Annotated in this window: 11 protein-coding genes; 8 read left to right on the plus strand and 3 right to left on the minus strand. The window is 70.9% G+C overall.

What is annotated here, in order from left to right; all coding sequences use genetic code 11:
* Positions 1-21: 21 nt before the first annotated feature.
* Both IEY86_RS26350 and IEY86_RS26355 read right to left on the minus strand, forming a co-directional pair.
* A complete protein-coding gene (locus IEY86_RS26350) occupies positions 22-1296 on the minus strand; it encodes an MFS transporter (protein ID WP_189134350.1) in 1275 nt (424 codons plus the stop codon).
* Positions 1297-1722: 426 nt separating this feature from the next.
* Entirely contained in the window at positions 1723-2838 is a 1116-nt protein-coding gene (locus tag IEY86_RS26355; protein WP_189134351.1) for an isoafricanol synthase, read from the minus strand.
* Between the two features lie 314 nt (positions 2839-3152).
* On the opposite strand from IEY86_RS26355, the gene IEY86_RS26360 reads away from it, so the two are divergent.
* The 5 genes from IEY86_RS26360 to IEY86_RS26380 all read left to right on the plus strand — a co-directional run bounded on the left by IEY86_RS26360 (position 3153) and on the right by IEY86_RS26380 (position 11685).
* Positions 3153-6119, plus strand: coding sequence for an ATP-binding protein (locus IEY86_RS26360; RefSeq protein WP_189134352.1), 2967 nt, complete (start codon positions 3153-3155; stop codon positions 6117-6119).
* Positions 6120-6552: 433 nt separating this feature from the next.
* Positions 6553-7395: a nitrilase-related carbon-nitrogen hydrolase gene (locus IEY86_RS26365; RefSeq protein WP_189134353.1), complete on the plus strand. Its 843-nt coding sequence runs from the start codon at positions 6553-6555 to the stop codon at positions 7393-7395.
* Positions 7396-7503: 108 nt separating this feature from the next.
* Positions 7504-8904: a dihydropyrimidinase gene (hydA, locus tag IEY86_RS26370; RefSeq protein ID WP_189134354.1), complete on the plus strand. Its 1401-nt coding sequence runs from the start codon at positions 7504-7506 to the stop codon at positions 8902-8904.
* A 22-nt stretch (positions 8905-8926) separates the two neighbouring features.
* Positions 8927-9943, plus strand: coding sequence for a TIGR03842 family LLM class F420-dependent oxidoreductase (locus tag IEY86_RS26375; RefSeq protein WP_189134355.1), 1017 nt, complete (start codon positions 8927-8929; stop codon positions 9941-9943).
* Positions 9944-10113: 170 nt separating this feature from the next.
* Positions 10114-11685: an NCS1 family nucleobase:cation symporter-1 gene (locus IEY86_RS26380; RefSeq protein ID WP_189134356.1), complete on the plus strand. Its 1572-nt coding sequence runs from the start codon at positions 10114-10116 to the stop codon at positions 11683-11685.
* A 51-nt stretch (positions 11686-11736) separates the two neighbouring features.
* Here IEY86_RS26380 and IEY86_RS26385 read toward each other — a convergent pair whose 3' ends face one another.
* The gene (locus tag IEY86_RS26385; protein WP_229698771.1) at positions 11737-13431 is read right to left on the minus strand and encodes a PucR family transcriptional regulator; all 1695 of its coding nucleotides are present in this window, start codon (positions 13429-13431) and stop codon (positions 11737-11739) included.
* A gap of 218 nt (positions 13432-13649) precedes the next feature.
* On the opposite strand from IEY86_RS26385, the gene IEY86_RS26390 reads away from it, so the two are divergent.
* From IEY86_RS26390 to IEY86_RS26400, 3 genes are all read left to right on the plus strand, one after another.
* On the plus strand, positions 13650-16109 hold the full coding sequence (locus IEY86_RS26390) for a SpoIIE family protein phosphatase (RefSeq protein WP_189134357.1): 2460 nt from the start codon (positions 13650-13652) through the stop codon (positions 16107-16109).
* 271 nt (positions 16110-16380) lie between these two features.
* Complete coding sequence (locus IEY86_RS26395) at positions 16381-17034, plus strand: ArsR/SmtB family transcription factor (RefSeq protein WP_189134358.1); 654 nt, start codon at positions 16381-16383, stop codon at positions 17032-17034.
* A gap of 127 nt (positions 17035-17161) precedes the next feature.
* Positions 17162-17890, plus strand: coding sequence for an SRPBCC family protein (locus IEY86_RS26400; protein ID WP_189134359.1), 729 nt, complete (start codon positions 17162-17164; stop codon positions 17888-17890).
* Positions 17891-18076: the final 186 nt, after the last annotated feature.

Below are 18076 nucleotides of genomic sequence, written 5' to 3' on the forward strand. Positions count from 1 at the left end.
CCGGTTCGACGGTTCGACGGCTCAGACGATTTCCGTGCCGCGTGTCTCGGGCAGGCCGAGCAGGGCGACCAGGGCGATCGCGTAGCCGACGGCGCCGTAGACCAGCGCGCCGCCCACGCCTGACTGCCCCGCCTGGAAGCCCACCGCGGTCGGGAAGAACGCGCCCACCGCGCGGCCGACGTTGTAGGTGAAGCTCTGGCCGGTGCCGCGCACGCCGCTGGGGTACAGCTCGGCGAGGAAGGAGCCGAAGCCGGAGAAGATCGCGGAGGCGGAGAACCCCAGGGGGAAGCCGAGTACCAGCAGGAGGCTGTTGTTTCCCTCGGGGATGTTGATGTACGCCATCAAGAGCCCGGCGCTCAGCACGGCGAACACGGCGAACGACTTCTTGCGCCCGAGGAAGTCGGCGAGGTAGCCGCCCGTCAGGTAGCCGCAGAAGGCACCGGTGATGAGCAGGAACAGATAGCCGCCGGTACCGACGACGGTCAGCCCGCGCTCGGTCTTGAGGTAGGTGGGCAGCCAGGTGGCGATCGTGTAGTAGCCGCCCTGCACCCCGGTGGCCAGCAAGGACGCGAAGAGGGTCTTGCGGGCCAGGTCCCCCGTGAACACCGACGACAGGGGAACCCGTGCCTCCTTGCGCGAGAGCCGCTCGGCGACGGCGGGAGCGTCCTCGACATTGCGGCGCACGTACACGAGCAGGAGCGCGGGCAGGGCACCGGTCCAGAACATCACTCGCCAGGCGAGGCCGGGGTCGACGTTGTCCATCACCAGGGTGGACACGACGACGGCCAGGCCCCAGCCGACGGCCCAGGAGCTCTGGATGAAGGCGAGGACGCGGCCGCGGTAGCGGGTCCGGGCGTACTCGGCCACGAGGACGGCTCCGGCCGCCCACTCGCCGCCGAACCCCAGTCCCTGGAAGGCCCGGCATGTCAGCAGCATCGGATAGCTCGTGGCGAAGCCGCACAGGACGGTGAACACGGCATACGTGGCCACCGTGATCATCAGTGTTCTCACCCGGCCGACCCTGTCGATCAGGACACCGGCGAGGATCCCGCCGAAAGCCGACACCACGAGGGTGACGGTGGTCAGCAGCCCCGTCTCCGCCTTGCTGAGGCCGAAGTAGGCCGCGATGGCGACCATGCTCAGCGGGAGCACCTGGAAGTCGTAGGAGTCGAGAGCGAATCCGCCGAACGCCCCCTTGAAGGCGCGGCGGCCCTGGGGGGTGAACGACCGGTACCACGCGAGGGGGCCGGTCGCCTCGTCGCCGAGGGCGGGGGGTCGGGTGGGGGTGGATGTCACGGTGCACCTCACTGCGGGGAGGAGAGACGGACGTCGATGACGTCCTCAGTGCCGCCGCCTGCGGACTCGCCGTCGTGTCCCTGGCTCGCGTCGCTCCATGAGACACCTCCGGTCTGCCGCACACGAGAGACCTGTCGTGGCACGACAATCTAGGGATTGTTCTACGATCCATCAAGGGGTGTCGCGGAATTCACCCGTCCGAGCTCCGCCTTTCAGTCGGGAATCACCTCTGCGCACAGGGCGCGAGTCCTCCCTGTCGCGGCCGAGTCCCCTCGTGCGGCTGGTCGGCAGGGCACTCCCCGCCTGCTCTGCGGCGCCCGGTCCGGGTCGAGGTCACGGCCGCAGTGCATTTCGGATAGTGAAGGATCGTTCAACGATGCTAGAGGCTGCGGCAGCCCGCCAGGGCGCGCCCACCGCGGCACCCCGCTACGGGGTGGAGGCGTTTCGCGCACCGCCTTCGGCCGGGGAGCCGGTCGCCGCGGTGAGATGTGCCCAGGGGCGCTGCCGTCCGCCGCTGACGGCGGCGGTCCCGGTCTCGTCGTAGCGGGAGGTCGCGAGCGACCAGGCGAGGTTGCCCGCCATCAGATGGCCCATGCCCTCCACGTAGTGCTCGATGTGCCCGCGCACCTGCGGAAGCACGCGCCGTCCGCTCAGCATCCGGGGGAGGGCGGCGGCGAGTTCGGTGAATCGGACGGTCCGCGCGTTGGCGAGGTCGGCGATGTGCTCGACGGACTCCTCCAGAGTGCAGCCCTTCTCTTCGCGCAGCACGACGACGCTGTTGTTCACATCCCCGGACGCCAGTTCCTTGACGAGCGAGACGATGTCGTTCACGAAGATCACCACTTCTCCGGTGATCTCCCGCAACTCCCGGAGCGGGAAGGAGTCGTGCAGTTCGTCCGGCAGGGTGTAGCCGCCGCACCGCTCGGTGAAGTCGAGGCAGGGCTGCACTCCTATGGAGTTCCGCCGGACCTCGAGGAACTGCTCCAGGGACGGCAGGCGGTCCGCGTTGCGGTGATGCGCTTCCCCCTGGTGGGCGGCCATGTAGGCATGCCAGTGCGTACGGAACCGGCGGCGCCAGCCGTCCGGAGCGCCGACCGTGGCCCGGCGCCAGATGTCCCGGAACCCTTGAACGAGCGGCGGGCCGTACCGGTCGGGTGCCTGGGGAGCGTCGTCGGCCGTCATGGTCCGCACCAGGGTGTCCACCACGCGCTCGATCGCCTGGGGCTGCATCCCCAGCCGGCCGTCGAACTGGTCGTCGAAGATGAAGAACCACGCGTTGAAGTCGGACGCGAGCTCCAGGTCGCTGCCCGTGGCGTCGGGGTAGAAATACGCCATCAGCCGCTCGAGCCGCAGCGCGTCGTACTCCGCCGTCTCGGCTTCCCCCCTCAGTAGGCCTGTCTCCTGCAGCCACTGAAGGGTGTGCCGGCGCGCGCGCTCCGCATGGGGGCTGAACCGGGCGGGGAACGGAATCCGGACGGCTGCGGTGCGCCGGGTGGGATCCAGCGGGACCGGTTGAGGACCGGAAGCCATCGCGTTCGCCATGTGGAACCCCCTGGGCGTCGTCGCGCGTCCCCCGGCAGGGCGGAGCGGGTGTGGCGCGTTCTCGATGGCCCACGAGGCTAGGCGCCGCATCGCGCGAACGACTGTGCCAGGCGGGTGTTTTATGGCGTGAAGAACCGGCGTGCACTACCGCGTGCGCGCCCCCTGGGGAGGGCGCGGGGGAGAGGGCCGCCGCGGTCGCCGGTACTACCAGAACCACGCGCTTTCACGGGCAACACCTCCGCAAAGGACTACGGACCGTCGCCGCAGGCGTACGCTTCGCGTACTCGGATCGACGCACAGCCGAAGGGGCGGATGTGGCCTACACGGGAGACCGGCAGGGGCGGCCGCGCCGACCGCTGTTGGAACGAGACGCGGAACTCGCCGCACTGGACGCGATGCTGACGGAGCTGAGCGCCTCGTCCACGGGCTCGGCGACCCCCTGCGCGGGCGGCTTGGTGGCCTTCGCCGGGCCGGCCGGACTCGGCAAGACGACCCTCCTCACCGAGGTTCGCAGAAGGGCCGTGGCGCGCGGCTGCACGGTGCTTTTCGCTCGGGGCGGAGAGCAGGAGCAGGGCGTGGCGTTCCATGTCGTACGCCAGCTCGTCCAGCCCGTACTGGCGTCGGGTACCGAGGAGGGTCACCGCAAGATACTGGGCAGTTGGTACGACATCGTCGCCCCCGCGGTGGGCCTGGTGGCGGGCGGCAGCGAGGCCTCCCCCGATCCCCAGGGTGTGCGGGACGGCCTGGACTGGATCGCCACCCGCTTCGCCGTGCAGCAGGCGCCGCTGGTGGTGATGCTGGACGACGCCCACTGGGCTGACGCCGAGTCGCTGGCGTGGCTCACCGGCTTCGCGCCGCGGGTGACCGAACTGCCCATATTGCTGGTCGTGGCCTACCGCTCCGACGAACTGCCCCCCGACGCGCTACCGTTCGCCAAGCTCGCCGAACGCCATGGATCGCGTCCGTTCAACCTCGTGCCGCTCACTCCGAGCGCGGTCACCCGCATCGTCAGGGACGCCCTCGGTGAGGAGGCCGACGAGGCCTTCTGCCGTGAGACCTGGGCGGTCACCGGAGGCAATCCCTTCGAAATCGTCGAACTCGCCGCCAAGATCGCGGACCATGGGCTGAAGCCGCAGGCCGTGCACATTCCCGAACTGCGGGACCTCGCCTCCGCGGTCAAGGGCGGCGGGCTCGTCGAGCGGCTGGAGCGGCTCGGCACCTCCGCGGTCCGGTTCGCCTGGAGCGCCGCCGTGCTGGGCGCCGAGGCCTCCCGCAGCCTGGCCGCGAGCGTGGGCGGACTGGGCGAGGCCGAGTCCGCCGACGCCGTGGCCCGGCTGCGCGAGGCCCGCATACTCGCCGACGCCGCGCCGGAGGCTCCCGAGGACGACCGTCTGGAGTTCTTCCATCCGCTGGTCGCCACCGCCGTCTACCGGGCGATTCCCGCGGCGTTCCGCGTCGCCATGCACGGCCAGGCCGCGGCGGTCGTCTCGAACGCGGGCCTGGGGGCCACCACCGCTGCCCGGCACCTGCTGGAGATGCATCCCGAGAGCGACCCCTGGGCCGTGCGGCAGCTGCGCGAAGCCGCCCGCGAATACCTCAGGGCAGGTGCCCCCGAGGCCGCCCGCCGCTGCCTCGCCCGGGCGCTGCGCGAGCCACCCGCCCTGGAGGAGCGGGCCGACGTCCTGTTCGAACTCGGCTGCTCCGCCCTGCTGACCGAACCGGCGACCACGGTCAATCACCTGCGGGCGGCACTGGAGGAGCCGGTCCTCGACCCGGCCCTGCGCGAGGCGATCGTCTACCGGCTGGCACAGGCTCTCGGCCACTCGGACCGGATGGCGGAGGCCGCCGCGACGGTTGCCGAAGCCGCCCGCGGGGCCACGGACACCAGGACCCGGCTGCGCATGCAGGCGGAGCAGTTCATGTGGAACGCCTTCCGCGCCGACGAACAGGACTCGCCCGCCCGCTCACGGCGGCTGGCCCGGCTCGCCGATCACCTCACCGGCCGGGGCACCGCGGAGCGGTACATCCTGGGGCTGCGCGCCTGGGACGCGATGGTGCGCGGTGAGCCGGCGGCCACCGCGCTCCACTACGCGGAGGAAGCACTCGGCGAGGGCCTGACGTGGACCGACGAGCGGTGGGGATTCGAGGTCCCGGTCCTGGTGGCGCTCACCTTCATGTACTGCGACCAGCCCGGACGGGCGGAGGGGCTGTTCAACAGGGGAATCGCGGAGTGCGAGGGCAAGGGCTGGCGAGGGGCCCATCTCTCGTTCGGCTACACGCTCCTGGGCTATATCCGCTGTCGCCGAGGACGCCTCGGCGAGGCCGAGGCCCTGGTCCGCGGCGGACTGCGGATCGCGGACAGGGTGGGGCACCAGGTGCCCGCCCAGTACTTCGCCATCGGCATCCTCATCGAGATCCTGCTCGCCCGCGGCCGCACCGACGACGCCCAGGCGCTGGCCACCACCTACAGCTATGGCCAGGTCGTGCCCAGCGCCGTGGTGTACCCGGACTCGCAGACCGTCCACAGTGAGCTCCTGCTGGCCCTCGGCAAGCGGCAGGAGGCCGAACAGCAGCTCGTCCGGGTCGGTGAGCGGCTCGAACCTCGCGGTATGCGCAACCCCGCCTGGTGCCCCTGGCAGCTCCACCTCGCCCGCTCGCTGGAGGAGTCCGACCCGGAACGGGCCCTGGAGCTCGCCCGAGAAGGCGTGGACAGGGCCCGCCGGTTCGGTACCCGGTCCGCGATCGGACAGGCGTTGTGTGCCATGGCGTCGGTGACCCGCGGCGGGCAGCGGCTCACCCTGCTGGCCGAGGCCGTCGAGCACCTCGAGCGCTCCCCTGCCGGGTACGACCTGGCGTGTGCGCTGGTCGACCACGGTGTGGCTCTGCGTCGTGCGGGGCTGCCGCAGGACGCCGCCGAGCAGCTTCACCGCGGGCTGGAAGGCGCCGCGCAGTGCGGGGCCGATGCCCTCGCGGCGAGGGCCCGTGAGGAGTTGGACGCGGCGGGCCTGTGGCCGGTCCAACTGCGCACCGCGACGACGGAGTCGCTGACGGCGCGGGAGCGGACCGTTGCCGAATGGGCGGCTCATGGCTGGTCGAACGCCCGCATCGCCGAAGCGCTGGGTGCGCCGGACCCGGCGGTGACCCGGCTGCTGTCGGACATCTACCGCAAGGTCGGCTCCGATCACGAGGGACTGCCGCGGCTGCTGGGGATCCAGGAGGGTGCGACGCGACGTCGCACGACTGAGTCGTGCGCGCGCCCAGCCCCGATGTCGCACGACTGAGTCGTGCGCGACGCGCCCAGCCCCGGCACCGCATGACTGAGTCGTGCGCGGAGCCCCTTTGCCCCAGCGGCGTCATGGCCGACGCGGTCGCCGGCCGCGTGCCCGCCGCCTCGCGGGGGAGCGCCGCGCGTGCCGTGCGGTGCCGTGCGGTGCTGTAGCCGTGCGGTGCCGTGGGACAGCCGTGAGGCCGGCCGCGCCGGGATACATCCGCTCAACGGGACGGCCCGAGAAGAAACCGCGAATTCACCGCCCGCATCACCGCTCCTGACAATCGGCGGAACACCGTCCTCGCAGGTGACGCGGCGGAACGTGCCGGGCCCCATCGCGTTACAGCGTGGCACTACACCTCGTGCCGCCGAACTCCTAACGTCATCGGTCAGCAGGCAGAGTTCATCCCTGGGCCTGCCCTTGCCGTGAATCGGGAGGAAGACCGATGAGCCGAGTGGTGCGCGCAGCGCTCGTCCAGACCAAGTGGACGGGCGACAAGGAGTCGATGATCAAGCTGCACGAGAGCTACGCCCGAGAGGCGGCCGCTCGGGGCGCGAAGATCATCGGTTTCCAGGAGGTCTTCAACGCCCCGTACTTCTGCCAGGTGCAGGAGGCCGAGCACTACCAGTGGGCGGAGCCGGTGCCGGACGGCCCGACGGTCGTGCGGATGCGGGAGCTCGCCAAGGAACTCGGCATGGTGATCGTGGTGCCGGTGTACGAGATCGAGAAGGCGGGCTTCTACTACAACACCGCCGCGGTGATCGACGCGGACGGCTCTTTCCTCGGCAAGTACCGCAAGCACCACATCCCGCAGGTCAAGGGGTTCTGGGAGAAGTACTACTTCAAGCCGGGCAACCTGGGCTGGCCGGTGTTCGACACCGCGGTCGGCAAGGTCGGGGTCTACATCTGCTACGACCGCCACTTCCCCGAGGGCTGGCGGGCGCTGGGGCTGGCCGGCGCGGAGATCGTCTACAACCCCTCGGCGACGAGCCGGGGCCTGTCGGCGTACCTGTGGCAGCTCGAGCAGCCCGCGGCGGCGGTGGCGAACGAGTACTTCGTGGCCGCGATCAACCGCGTGGGCGTGGAGGAGTACGGGGACAACGACTTCTACGGCACCTCCTACTTCGTCGACCCGCGCGGCCAGTTCGTGGGGGATGTCGCCTCCGACACGGAGGAGGAACTGGTCGTCCGCGACCTCGACTTCGCGAAGATCGAGGAGGTCCGGCAGCAGTGGGCGTTCTACCGGGACCGGCGCCCGGACGCCTACGGCCCGCTCACCGAGGCCTGACAGGAACACCGCGGCCCGACAGGAACAAGGCCCGACAGGAACAAGGCCCGACAGGAAAAAGTCCCAGCAGCCCGGCAGGAAGAGCAATCCGAGAAAGAGGTCTTCCCAGTGAGCCGTACCCTGATCCGCGGCGGCCTGGTGATCACCGCCGCTGACGAGGTCCACGCGGATGTTCTGATCGACGGCGAGCAGGTCGTCGCCCTCGCGGCCGCGGGCAGCGCCGTCGCCGAGGGCTGGACGGCGGACACGGTCATCGACGCCGGGGGGAAGTACGTCATCCCGGGCGGGGTCGACGCCCACACGCACATGGAGCTGCCTTTCGGCGGCACCTTCGCCTCCGACACCTTCGAGACCGGCACCCGGGCCGCCGCGTGGGGAGGTACGACAACGGTCGTCGACTTCGCTGTCCAGTCCATGGGAGGCGCACTGCGCGAGGGACTGGACGCCTGGCACGCGAAGGCGGCGGGCAACTGCGCGATCGACTACGCCTTCCACATGATCCTCGCCGACGTCAATGAGAACAGCCTCAAGGAGATGGACCTCCTCGTTGACGAGGGGGTGACCTCGTTCAAGCTGTTCATGGCGTATCCCGGGGTCTTCTACAGCGACGACGGCAAGATCCTGCGCGCCATGCAGCGCGGGGCCGACAACGGCGGCCTGGTGATGATGCACGCCGAGAACGGCATCGCCATCGACGTCCTCGTCGGGCAGGCGCTGGCCGCGGGGAAGACCGATCCGCGCTATCACGGGGAAGTACGGCGGGAACTGCTCGAGGCCGAGGCCACCCACCGCGCCATCCAGCTCGCCCGGGTCGCGGGTTCCCCGCTCTACGTCGTCCATGTCTCGGCCCAGCAGGCGGTCGCCGAACTCGCCGCCGCCCGCGACATGGGGCTGAATGTCTTCGGCGAGACCTGCCCGCAGTACCTGTTCCTGTCCACCGACAACCTCGCCGAGCCCGACTTCGAAGGCGCCAAATACGTCTGCTCCACCCCGCTGCGCCCCAAGGAGCACCAGGCCGAGCTGTGGAAGGGGCTGCGCACCAACGACCTCCAGGTGGTCTCCACCGACCACTGCCCCTTCTGCTTCTCCGGCCAGAAGGAACTCGGCCGCGGCGACTTCTCCAAGATCCCCAATGGCCTTCCCGGCGTCGAGAACCGTATGGACCTGCTCCACCAGGCGGTCGTCGACGGCCATATCTCCCGCCGCCGCTGGATAGAGATCGCCGCCGCCTCACCGGCGCGGATGTTCGGGCTCTACCCGCGCAAGGGCACCATCGCTCCGGGCTCGGACGCCGACATCGTCATCTACGACCCCGACGCGGAACAGACGATCTCGGCCTCGACCCACCACATGAACGTCGACTACTCGGCGTACGAGGGAAGGCAGGTGCGGGGCAAGGCACGGACGGTGCTGTCGCGGGGCACCGTGGTCGTCGACGACGACCGCTACCTGGGAAGGGCCGGACACGGCCGCTACCAGACCCGCCAGACCTGCCAGTACCTCGTCTAGACCTCTCCCAGGGAGCAGCGCTATGGACTTCGGACTAGTCCTGCAGACGGACCCGCCCGCCTCGCGTGTGGTGGAACTGATGAAGCGTGCCGAGGACCGGGGCTTCACCTATGGGTGGACCTTCGACTCGGCCGTGCTGTGGCAGGAGCCGTTTGTCATCTACAGCCAGATCCTGGCGCGGACCGAGCGGTTGATCGTCGGTCCGATGGTGACCAATCCGGGCACGCGGACCTGGGAGGTCACCGCATCCACCTTCGCGACGCTGAACGACATGTTCGGCAACCGCACGGTGTGCGGCATCGGGCGCGGTGACTCCGCGATGCGCGTGGCCGGCCGCAAGCCCAACACCCTGGCGCGGATCCAGCAGGCGATGGAGGTCATCCGCGACCTGGCCGAGGGCCGCGAGGCCGACCTCGGCGAGAGCAGGATCCGCATCCCTTGGATCAAGGACGGGAGCCTGCCGGTCTGGATGGCCGCCTACGGCCCCAAGGCGCTGGCGATGACCGGCGCGAAGGCCGACGGCTTCATTCTTCAGCTCGCCGACCTGTATCTGACCGAATGGATGGTCAAAACCGTCAAGGACGCCGCCGTCGAGGCGGGCCGCGACCCGTCCGAGGTCACCATCTGCGTCGCCGCTCCCGCCTATGTCACCGAGGACGACTCCCCGGAAGCGCTGGCGCACGCGAGGGAGCAGTGCCGCTGGTTCGGCGGAATGGTCGGCAACCACGTGGCCGACCTCGTCTCCAAGTACGGCGAGAGCTCCGACGCCGTCCCGGAGGAGCTCACCGACTACATCAAGGCCAGGCAGGGCTACGACTACGCCCACCACGGCCGCTCCGGCAATCCCGACACCGCCTTCGTTCCCGACGAGATCGTGGACCGCTTCTGCCTGATCGGCCCGGCGCAGGCCCACATCGAGAAGCTGTCCAGGCTGCGCGACCTCGGCGTCGACCAGTTCGCGCTCTACGACATGCACGACGCCAAGGAGTCGACCATCGACGCCTACGGCAGCACCGTCATCCCCGCCGTCAACGCCTGACATCCGCACGCCCCCTCCCGCAACTCCCCAGCACCCGGCGCCCCAGCACCCGGCGCCCCAGCACCCGGCGCCGGACACCTGAACGCACCACCCACCCGCGATTGCCCCATCCCCATTCCGCACGGCCAGCAACGACCCACGTCCCCGCCTCGAACGAAGGGGCTGCCGCCATGACAGCAACCGTGCCACCGCCCGTCCAGAGAACCGACTCGGACGGCCGCGTCGAACTCCCCGCCGACGCGGCCGCCCCCACCGGCCCCTACGCCAACGAGGACCTTCTCCCGGTCCCCGTCGCCAACCGCCGCTGGACCACGTACAACTTCGCCGCCCTCTGGGTCGGCATGGCCCACAACATCGCCTCCTGGACGCTGGCCTCCAGCCTCGTCGCCCTCGGCATGGACTGGAAACAGGCCGTCTTCACCATTGCCCTGGCCAACGTCGTCGTCCTGGTTCCCATGCTGCTGACCGGCCACGCCGGACCGAAGTACGGCATCCCCTTCCCGGTCTTCGCCCGCGCCTCCTTCGGCATCCGCGGCGCCAACCTCCCCGCCCTGGTCCGCGCGGCCGTCGCCTGCGCGTGGTTCGGCATCCAGACCTGGATCGGCGGCTCCGGCATCTTCCTCCTCGCCGGAAAGCTGTTCGGCGACTGGTGGTCGGGCGCCGGGCAGTTCGGCGGCTACCCCTGGACGCAGTGGCTGTCGTTCGCCCTCTTCTGGGTGCTCCAGATCGCGATCATCGTGCGCGGCATGGAGACGCTGCGCCGCTTCGAGAACTGGGCCGCGCCGTTCGTCATCGTCGGCGCCATCGCCCTGCTGATCTGGATGAGCAGCAAGGCCGGAGGGTTCGGCACGCTGCTGGACCAGCCGTCCCAGCTCGGCTGGGGAGCCGACTTCTGGAAGGTGTTCTTCCCCTCCCTGATGGGCATGATCGGCTTCTGGTCCACCCTGTCGCTGAACATCCCCGACTTCACCCGCTACGGCGCCAACCAGCGGGCGCAGTTCTGGGGTCAGTCGCTCGGCCTGCCGACCACCATGACCGCCTTCGCCCTGCTGTCGGTCCTGGTCACCTCCGGCTCCCAGGCCGTCTACGGCAAGGCCATCTGGGACCCGGTGGCGCTCGCCGCCAAGCTGGACAACTGGGCCGGTGTGCTCTTCGCCCTGGTGACCGTCCTGGTGGCCACCCTGTCGGTGAACATCGCGGCCAATGTCGTCTCACCGGCGTTCGACCTGTCCAATATGGCTCCGCGCAGGATCACCTTCCGCACCGGCGCGCTGATCACCGCGGGCATCGGCGTCGTGATCTTCCCGTGGAAGCTGCTGGCCAGCCCCGAGGCGTACATCTTCACCTGGCTGGGCACCGTCGGCGGCCTGCTCGGCACGGTCGCGGGCATCCTCATCGCCGACTACTGGGTCATCCGGCGCACGCACCTCGACCTGGCCGACCTCTACAGGGCGGGCGGCCGCTACTGGTACGACGGCGGCTGGAACTGGCGCGCCCTCGCGGCCTTCGCGGTCGGCGGCATCCTCGCCGTCGGCGGCTCGCACTCGGCGCCCGGCACGGGCCCGTTCCCCCAGGACGGCCTGATCCCCTTCCTCAAGCCCCTCGCGGACTACGGCTGGGCCATCGGCCTCGGGGCCGCGCTCGTCCTCTACGTGGCGCTGACCCGCTTCGTTCCGGACACCCGCGCCGACTCGGTCCCGGAGCCGGCCGCCCCGGCCCTCGCCGGTGACGCGACGGCCTGAGCCCTGACCGCATCCCCGCAGCGCGGTCCGCGGGCACCCGGCCGACCGGCCTCACCGGTCGTGTCCGGGGCCCGCGGCTCGCTGCGCCTCATGGGCCAGCAGGGCGACATAGAGCGACGTCAGCTGTTCCCAGTCGTCCAGATCGATGCCCAGCAGGGACTCGATGCTCTGCAGCCGCCGGTAGAACGCGGGCCGGCTGACATGGTGGACATGGGCCGCCAGTGACTTGTTGCGGCCGGTCTCGAGATAGGTCCGCAGGACACCCAGCAGCGACCGGTTCTGCAGCAGCGGACCCAGCTCCCGTTCGATGAACGCCTGGAGCTCGGGCTCGTCGCGCAGCAGGCGCAGCAGCCCGCGCAGCCGTACATCGCGCAGCCGCGCCACCGGGGCCGCCGGAGGGCTGGCCACCGCGGCGTCGGCGACATGCACCGCCTCGACGAAGGAACGCCGTACCTCGTCCAGCACCGAGCAGCCGAAGCCCGCGCCGACCACCGCCGTGCGGCCGCGGGCCGCGAGTTCTTCGTGCACCTGCTCCGCGACCCGCTCCACGGCGGCGTCGGCGTCCTGGTCGTGCGGGATGCTCAGCAGCACCGCCGTCCCGTTCGCCCCGATCCGCGCCACCAGACCCACCACCGTGGGGTGGTCCGCCAGCACACGGGTGATCAGCTCCGGCATGTCGTCCCGAGCGGGTCCTGCGGCGGGGGCCGCCGTGCCGCGACGGGCACCCTCTCCGGGGTCGCTGTCGAGCGGCCTGACCACCAGGGGGACGAAGGTGCGCCGGTTCACCGGCAGCCCCGCGGCCCGCACCCGGGTGAGCAACTGCTCCGGACGGGCCGAGTCGGACGCCAGGTCGAGCAGGAGCGACTCCGCCGCCTGGTCCTCCCAGCCGCGGTCACGGTCGCCGAGCAGGCGGTGCATGGCCAGGGCCTCGGCCGCGCGCGCCCCCAGCACCAGGCCGAACTCCTCCGAGCCGTGGTAGCCGAAGAGCACCAGGCGGCCCCACTGCCGGCCGCGCGCCTCCAGCGCCGCCACCACCCAGCCGTCCGGTCCCACGGTGACCTGCCCGTTCCCCGCCGGCTCCGCCGCCTGCCGGGAGACCCGGTCCCAGTCGCGCAGCAGCTCGCTCAGCGACTCCTTGTCACCGGCCGAGGCGAGCACGCGCTGCGCCAGATTGACCACGACCGCCGGGCAGCCGCTGTACGAGGCGATCTCGTCGAGCAGCTGCTGGAGCGTGGCCCCGGAGAGGTTCAGCGCGGTCAGCGAGGACCGGATCCGCTCGGAGAGGTTCAGCGCGGCGAACCGTCCATGGACGAGCCGGGAGTGCACTTCCTCCGTGAGACGGGCGAACGGCGCCGGACGGTGCAGGACGATCATCGGCACCCCGCACCGCTCGGCGGCCCGGCGCATCGGCTCCGGGGTGGTCCGAAAGGCCCGGCCGAGGCCCAGCACCATCGCCGCCACGTCGGCCCGCTGCATCGACTCGACGTATTCGATCTGGGCCCGCTCGTCGCCGGCCAGCAGGATCCCGGTGGTGAGCACGATCTCCCCACCGGTCAGCATCACCCCGACATCGGCGGCCTCGGCCACATGGAGCCACCGCACCGGCCGGTCCAGGCCGGCCGCTCCGGCCACGACCTCGGCCCCCCACGGGGCCACCACGTCCAGGTCCAGCACCTCGCGCACGGTGAGCCGCCCTGCCGCAGCCTTCGGCCGGATGGCCGGTGTCCGGTCGCTCACAACGGTCACGCCTGTCGCTCGTACGCCTCAAGGGGTGGAGTCTATGCCTCGGAGGGCGCAACCCACGGGGCCCCGGCGGTTTCCGTGATCAAGGCGGAATGCGCTTCGGTCCGACGCGGCCCTCCGACGGGTCCGCCACGGTCCGTGTGAACAGTATGCTAATTTCACATTTTAGGCCCAAATTGTAGGGACTCCAGCACTGCCAGGTGAGACGCAGGAGTGACCGGATGCGCGACCTCAGCTTCCAGGGCGACTTCGGCGAGCTTCCCGAGCCCGGGGGCCAGGCCGAAGCACTCCTGGACGCGCGCGGTGTGGTCATCGGCTGGAGCCCCGGGGCCGCGCGCATGCTGGGCTGTCCCGCGCAGGAGATCCTCGGTCGGTCGGCCGCCGGCCTTCTCGACCGTCCCGAGGACGCCGAGGAGCTGGCGCGCCGGTGCGACACCCAGGGCTCCGTCAGGCTCGGACCGGTGGCACTGCGGTACCGCGGGGAGCCGGTCGAGGTCGAGGTGTGGGCGCGCCCGCTGGTGTCGGAGTCGGGGGAGCGCCAATGGATGCTCCAGGCCGCGGACATGCACGTGATACGGACCTATGAGTTCGGGCGCGCACTCCTGCAAGGACTCTTCACCGATTCCCCGTTCCGGATCGACGTCTTCGACACCCGGCTGCGTTTCATCGCGCGCAACGGCTCCTGGCGGGACGGGGAGGCCTTCCGCGCGGCCGTCTTCTCCGGGCGCACGATGCGCGAGGTCGCTCCGCCGGGTCTGCTGGACATGGACGCCTTCGAGGCCCGGCAGCGGCAGGTCCTCGAAAGCGGCGAGGCCCTGATCGACACGGAGGTCGTCACCCCTGGCCTGCCCGGTGGGCCGCCGCGCGAGTACGTGTGGTCCGAGTCCATCCTTCCGCTCAGGGACCGCTCCGGAAGGGTGATCGCGCTGGCCCACGCGGTGGCCGATGTGACCCAACGGGCGCGGTTGCGGGAACGGCTGGCGCTCGTCAACGACGCCAGCACACGGATCGGCAGCACGCTCGACCTGTCGCGGACCGCCTGGGAGCTCGCCGACGTCGTCGTGCCGCACTTCGCCGACTTCGCGTACGTGAACCTGCTGGACTCCGTCTTCAGCGGCCAGGAGCCGGTGAGCGGCCAGCGGCCCGAGGCCATGGTGATGCGCCGCGCCGCCCACCGCAGCGTGCGCGAGGGCGAGAGTGAGTACGTGGACGCGAGCGAACTCGGAGCGGTGGCGCTGGGGGAGGTCGACGCCTTCGCGACGCTGCCGGGCTCGCCGTTCACCGAGGCGCTGGCGCACGGCGAGCCGGTGCTGATGAGCGGGGACGAACTGCGGACCGCGCTCGCCGTGATCGACCCGGCGCGGGAAGCGCTGGGCCGCGATCTCGCGGTCCACTCCTGGCTGCTGGTGCCGATGTTCGCCCGCGGCACCGCGCTGGGCACGGCGGTGTTCATCCGCTTCCGCAACCCCCGGCGGTTCGAGGTCGACGATGTGCTGCTGGCCCAGGAGTTCGTGGCCCGCGCGGCGGTGTGCGTCGACAACGCGAGCCGGTACAGCCGGGAGCGCACCACGGCGCTGGCCCTGCAACGCAGCCTCCTGCCCCAGCGGCTGCCCTCGCCCTCGGCGGTGGACGCCGCGTGGCGGTACCTGCCGGCGAGCGGGCACTCGGGCCTGGGCGGGGACTGGTTCGATGTGATCCCCCTGTCGGGCGCGCGCGTGGCGCTGGTGGTGGGCGACGTGGTGGGCCACGACCTGCAGTCCGCGGTGACGATGGGCCGCCTGCGGACCGCCGTGCGCACCCTGGCCGACCTCGACCTGCCGCCCGACGAACTGCTGACCCATCTGGACGACCAGATGAACCGCTTCCTCGACGAGCGCGGCGACGAAGGGCTCGAGGCCGGTGAGGCCGCCGGGGCGACCTGCATCTACGCCGTCTACGACCCGGTCTCGCGCACATGCGTCATGGCACGGGCGGGCCACCCGCCGCCCGCAGTGCTGTCGGCGGACGGCAAGGTCGACTTCGTCGACCTGCCCGGCGGCCCTCCGCTGGGACTGGGCGGAGTTGTCTTCGAATCGGGCCGGATCGAACTCGCGGACGGCGACACCTTGGTGCTGTACACCGACGGGCTGGTCGAGTCGCGCGAGCAGGGCATCGACGCGGGACTCGAGCGGCTGCGGGAGACGCTCTCCCGGACGCCCGCGAGCGCCGGTCCGGACGGAGTGTGCGAGGCCGTGGTCCGGGAGCTGGCGCGCGGGCACCAGCAGGACGACATGGCGCTGCTGGTGGCGCGGACCCAGGGACTCCCGTCGCAGAGCCATGTCACCTGGGACATCGAGGTGGACGTGGAAGTGGTCTCCCGGGCCAGGGCCCTGACGACGGAGCAGATGGAGCGCTGGGGGCTGGGGGAGGAGGCGTTCATCATGGAGCTGGTCGTCAGTGAGCTGGTGACCAACGCCATCCGCTACGGCGGGGCGCCGATCACCCTGCGGCTGATCCGTGACCGGACCCTCATCTGCGAGGTCTCCGACGGCAGCAGCACCTCGCCGCATGTACGCAGGGCGCAGGAGACCGACGAGGGCGGGCGCGGCCTCTACCTCGTCACCCAGATGACGCAGAGCTGGGGCACCCGGTACGACGCGCGGGGCAAGACGATCTGGGCCGAGCGGGCCCTGGGCGGCTGACTGGCCGAACGGATGAGCGGCCGGAGCGACTGAACGCGCGCCGTCGTATCCGTTGTATCCGTCGTGTCCTCCGGGTCCCTCGTGTCCTTCGGATCCCTCGTATCCGCAGCCTCGGCGCGCTCGATGAGCGCCATGAGCCCCCGCTGAGCCCCTGATCTGCGCCCGGGCCGACACCGAAGCCCCTGTACGTCCCGTCCCGCGCGACGCGTCACTGCCGACCGACAATCAAATGAGTCTGGACAAAAAAAGTTTTCGGTGAGAGTGTGGAGCCATGTTGGACGTGACCGTGATCGAGGACTCGGCGGCGGCAGCCGTCTCACTGGACCCCGTGCGGGCCCGGCTGCTCGCCGAGCTCGCCGCGGGCCCCGCCTCGGCGACCATGCTCGCCGGCCGTGTCGGGCTGCCCCGGCAGAAGGTGAACTACCACCTCAAGGCGCTGGAGCGGCACGGCCTGGTAGAGCTGGCCGACGAGCGCAGGAAAGGCAATGTCACCGAGCGGATGATGCGGGCCACCGCGGCCTCGTACGTCATCTCCCCGCTCGCCCTGGCCGCCGTGCAGCCCGACCCGGACCGCTTCCGCGACCAGCTCTCCGCGCGCTGGCTGCTCGCGGTCGCCGCTCGGCTGGTGCGCGATGTCGGCACCCTGATCACCGGAGCGGCCAGGGCCCGCAAGCGGCTCGCGACCTACGCGCTCGACGGCGAGGTGCGCTTCGCCTCCGCCGCCGACCGGGCCGCGTTCGTCGAGGAGCTGACCCAGGGCGTCGGCGCGCTGATCGCCCGCTACCACGACGAGCACGCCGAGGGCGGCCGGGACCACCGGATCGTCGTGGCACTGCACCCCACCGTCAAGGCGGACAGCGCCGAGAAGGCCGGTGGCGCCCCAGCCGCGGACGGTGCGCTGGAAGCACCCGAGCCGCCCACCTGAAACCCCGCCCACCCGAAACCCCGGCGCCTGACGAGCCGCCCACCTGAACCGCCGACCGCCCGAAACCCGGTCACTTGAACCGCCGGCCGCCTGAAGTCCGGCCACCCGAACAACTTGAGGAGTCATCATGTCGAAGGAATTCGAGATCGTCCGTGAATTCGAGGTCGACGCGAGCCCTGAGCAGGTCTGGGACGCGATCACCACCGGCACGGGCGGCTGGCTGTGGCCCATGGAGTACGAGCCGAAGGAGGGCGGCGCCGCGCCCTTCGGCGGCACCGTCACCGTCTGGGACCCCCCGCACCGGATGACCGCCCGCGTCGAGGACGCGGAAGGCATCTCCCAGCAGACCCTCAACCAGCTCGAGCACGTCATCGAGGCCCGCGAGGGCGGTGGCTCCTGGGTGCGCTACGTGCACAGCGGCATCCTCGTCGACGACTGGGACAACCAGTACGACGGTGCCGACAAGCACACCGACTTCTACCTCCACACCCTGGGCCAGTACCTGCGGTACTTCTCGGGGCGGCCCGTCGCCTTCGCGACCCTGGACGGTCCCGACGCCTCCAACGCTCCGGGCGCGCTCGAGACGGTGAGCCGAGGGCTCGGCCTGCCGGACGACGCCGCGCAGGGGGCCACGGTGCGGGTGCGGGTGCCCGGCGGCGAGACGGTCGACGCCGTCGTCGACTACCGCAACGCGTACTTCATCGGGCTGCGCACGGACGACGCCATGTACCGCCTGTTCGGCAGGAACCACTTCGGTGCCCCGGTCGGCGTCAGCGTGCACGACTTCGCCCCCGGCGCCGACGGCAAGCGGATCGAGGACTCCTGGCGGAGCTGGATCAACGGCGTGTTCGCGTAGAGCCGGTGCTCCAGCCGGTGCTCCAGCCGGTCGGAAGCCGCATTCCTGACCGGCGTGGCATCCTCGTCCCTGCGACCACCACTTCATGCACCACTTCTTCATGCACCACTTCATGGCACATCGGCTTCACGGCACATCGGCCCCGCGGCGCCGCGAGGCCGATGTGCCGTCGGACGAGGGGAAAGC

Origin of the sequence: Wenjunlia tyrosinilytica (genome assembly GCF_014646055.1) — a bacterium.
In the GTDB taxonomy this organism is placed as follows: Bacteria; Actinomycetota; Actinomycetes; order Streptomycetales; family Streptomycetaceae; genus Wenjunlia; species Wenjunlia tyrosinilytica.

Excerpts from the sequence above, each read along its gene's own strand:
- IEY86_RS26355 (WP_189134351.1), bottom strand. The coding sequence starts at position 2,838 with ATGGCGAACGCGATGGCTTCCGGTCCTCAACCGGTCCCGCTGGATCCC.
- IEY86_RS26365 (WP_189134353.1), top strand. The coding sequence starts at position 6,553 with ATGAGCCGAGTGGTGCGCGCAGCGCTCGTCCAGACCAAGTGGACGGGC.
- IEY86_RS26375 (WP_189134355.1), top strand. The coding sequence starts at position 8,927 with ATGGACTTCGGACTAGTCCTGCAGACGGACCCGCCCGCCTCGCGTGTG.
- IEY86_RS26380 (WP_189134356.1), top strand. The coding sequence starts at position 10,114 with ATGACAGCAACCGTGCCACCGCCCGTCCAGAGAACCGACTCGGACGGC.
- IEY86_RS26390 (WP_189134357.1), top strand. The coding sequence starts at position 13,650 with ATGCGCGACCTCAGCTTCCAGGGCGACTTCGGCGAGCTTCCCGAGCCC.
- IEY86_RS26395 (WP_189134358.1), top strand. The coding sequence starts at position 16,381 with ATGTTGGACGTGACCGTGATCGAGGACTCGGCGGCGGCAGCCGTCTCA.
- IEY86_RS26400 (WP_189134359.1), top strand. The coding sequence starts at position 17,162 with ATGTCGAAGGAATTCGAGATCGTCCGTGAATTCGAGGTCGACGCGAGC.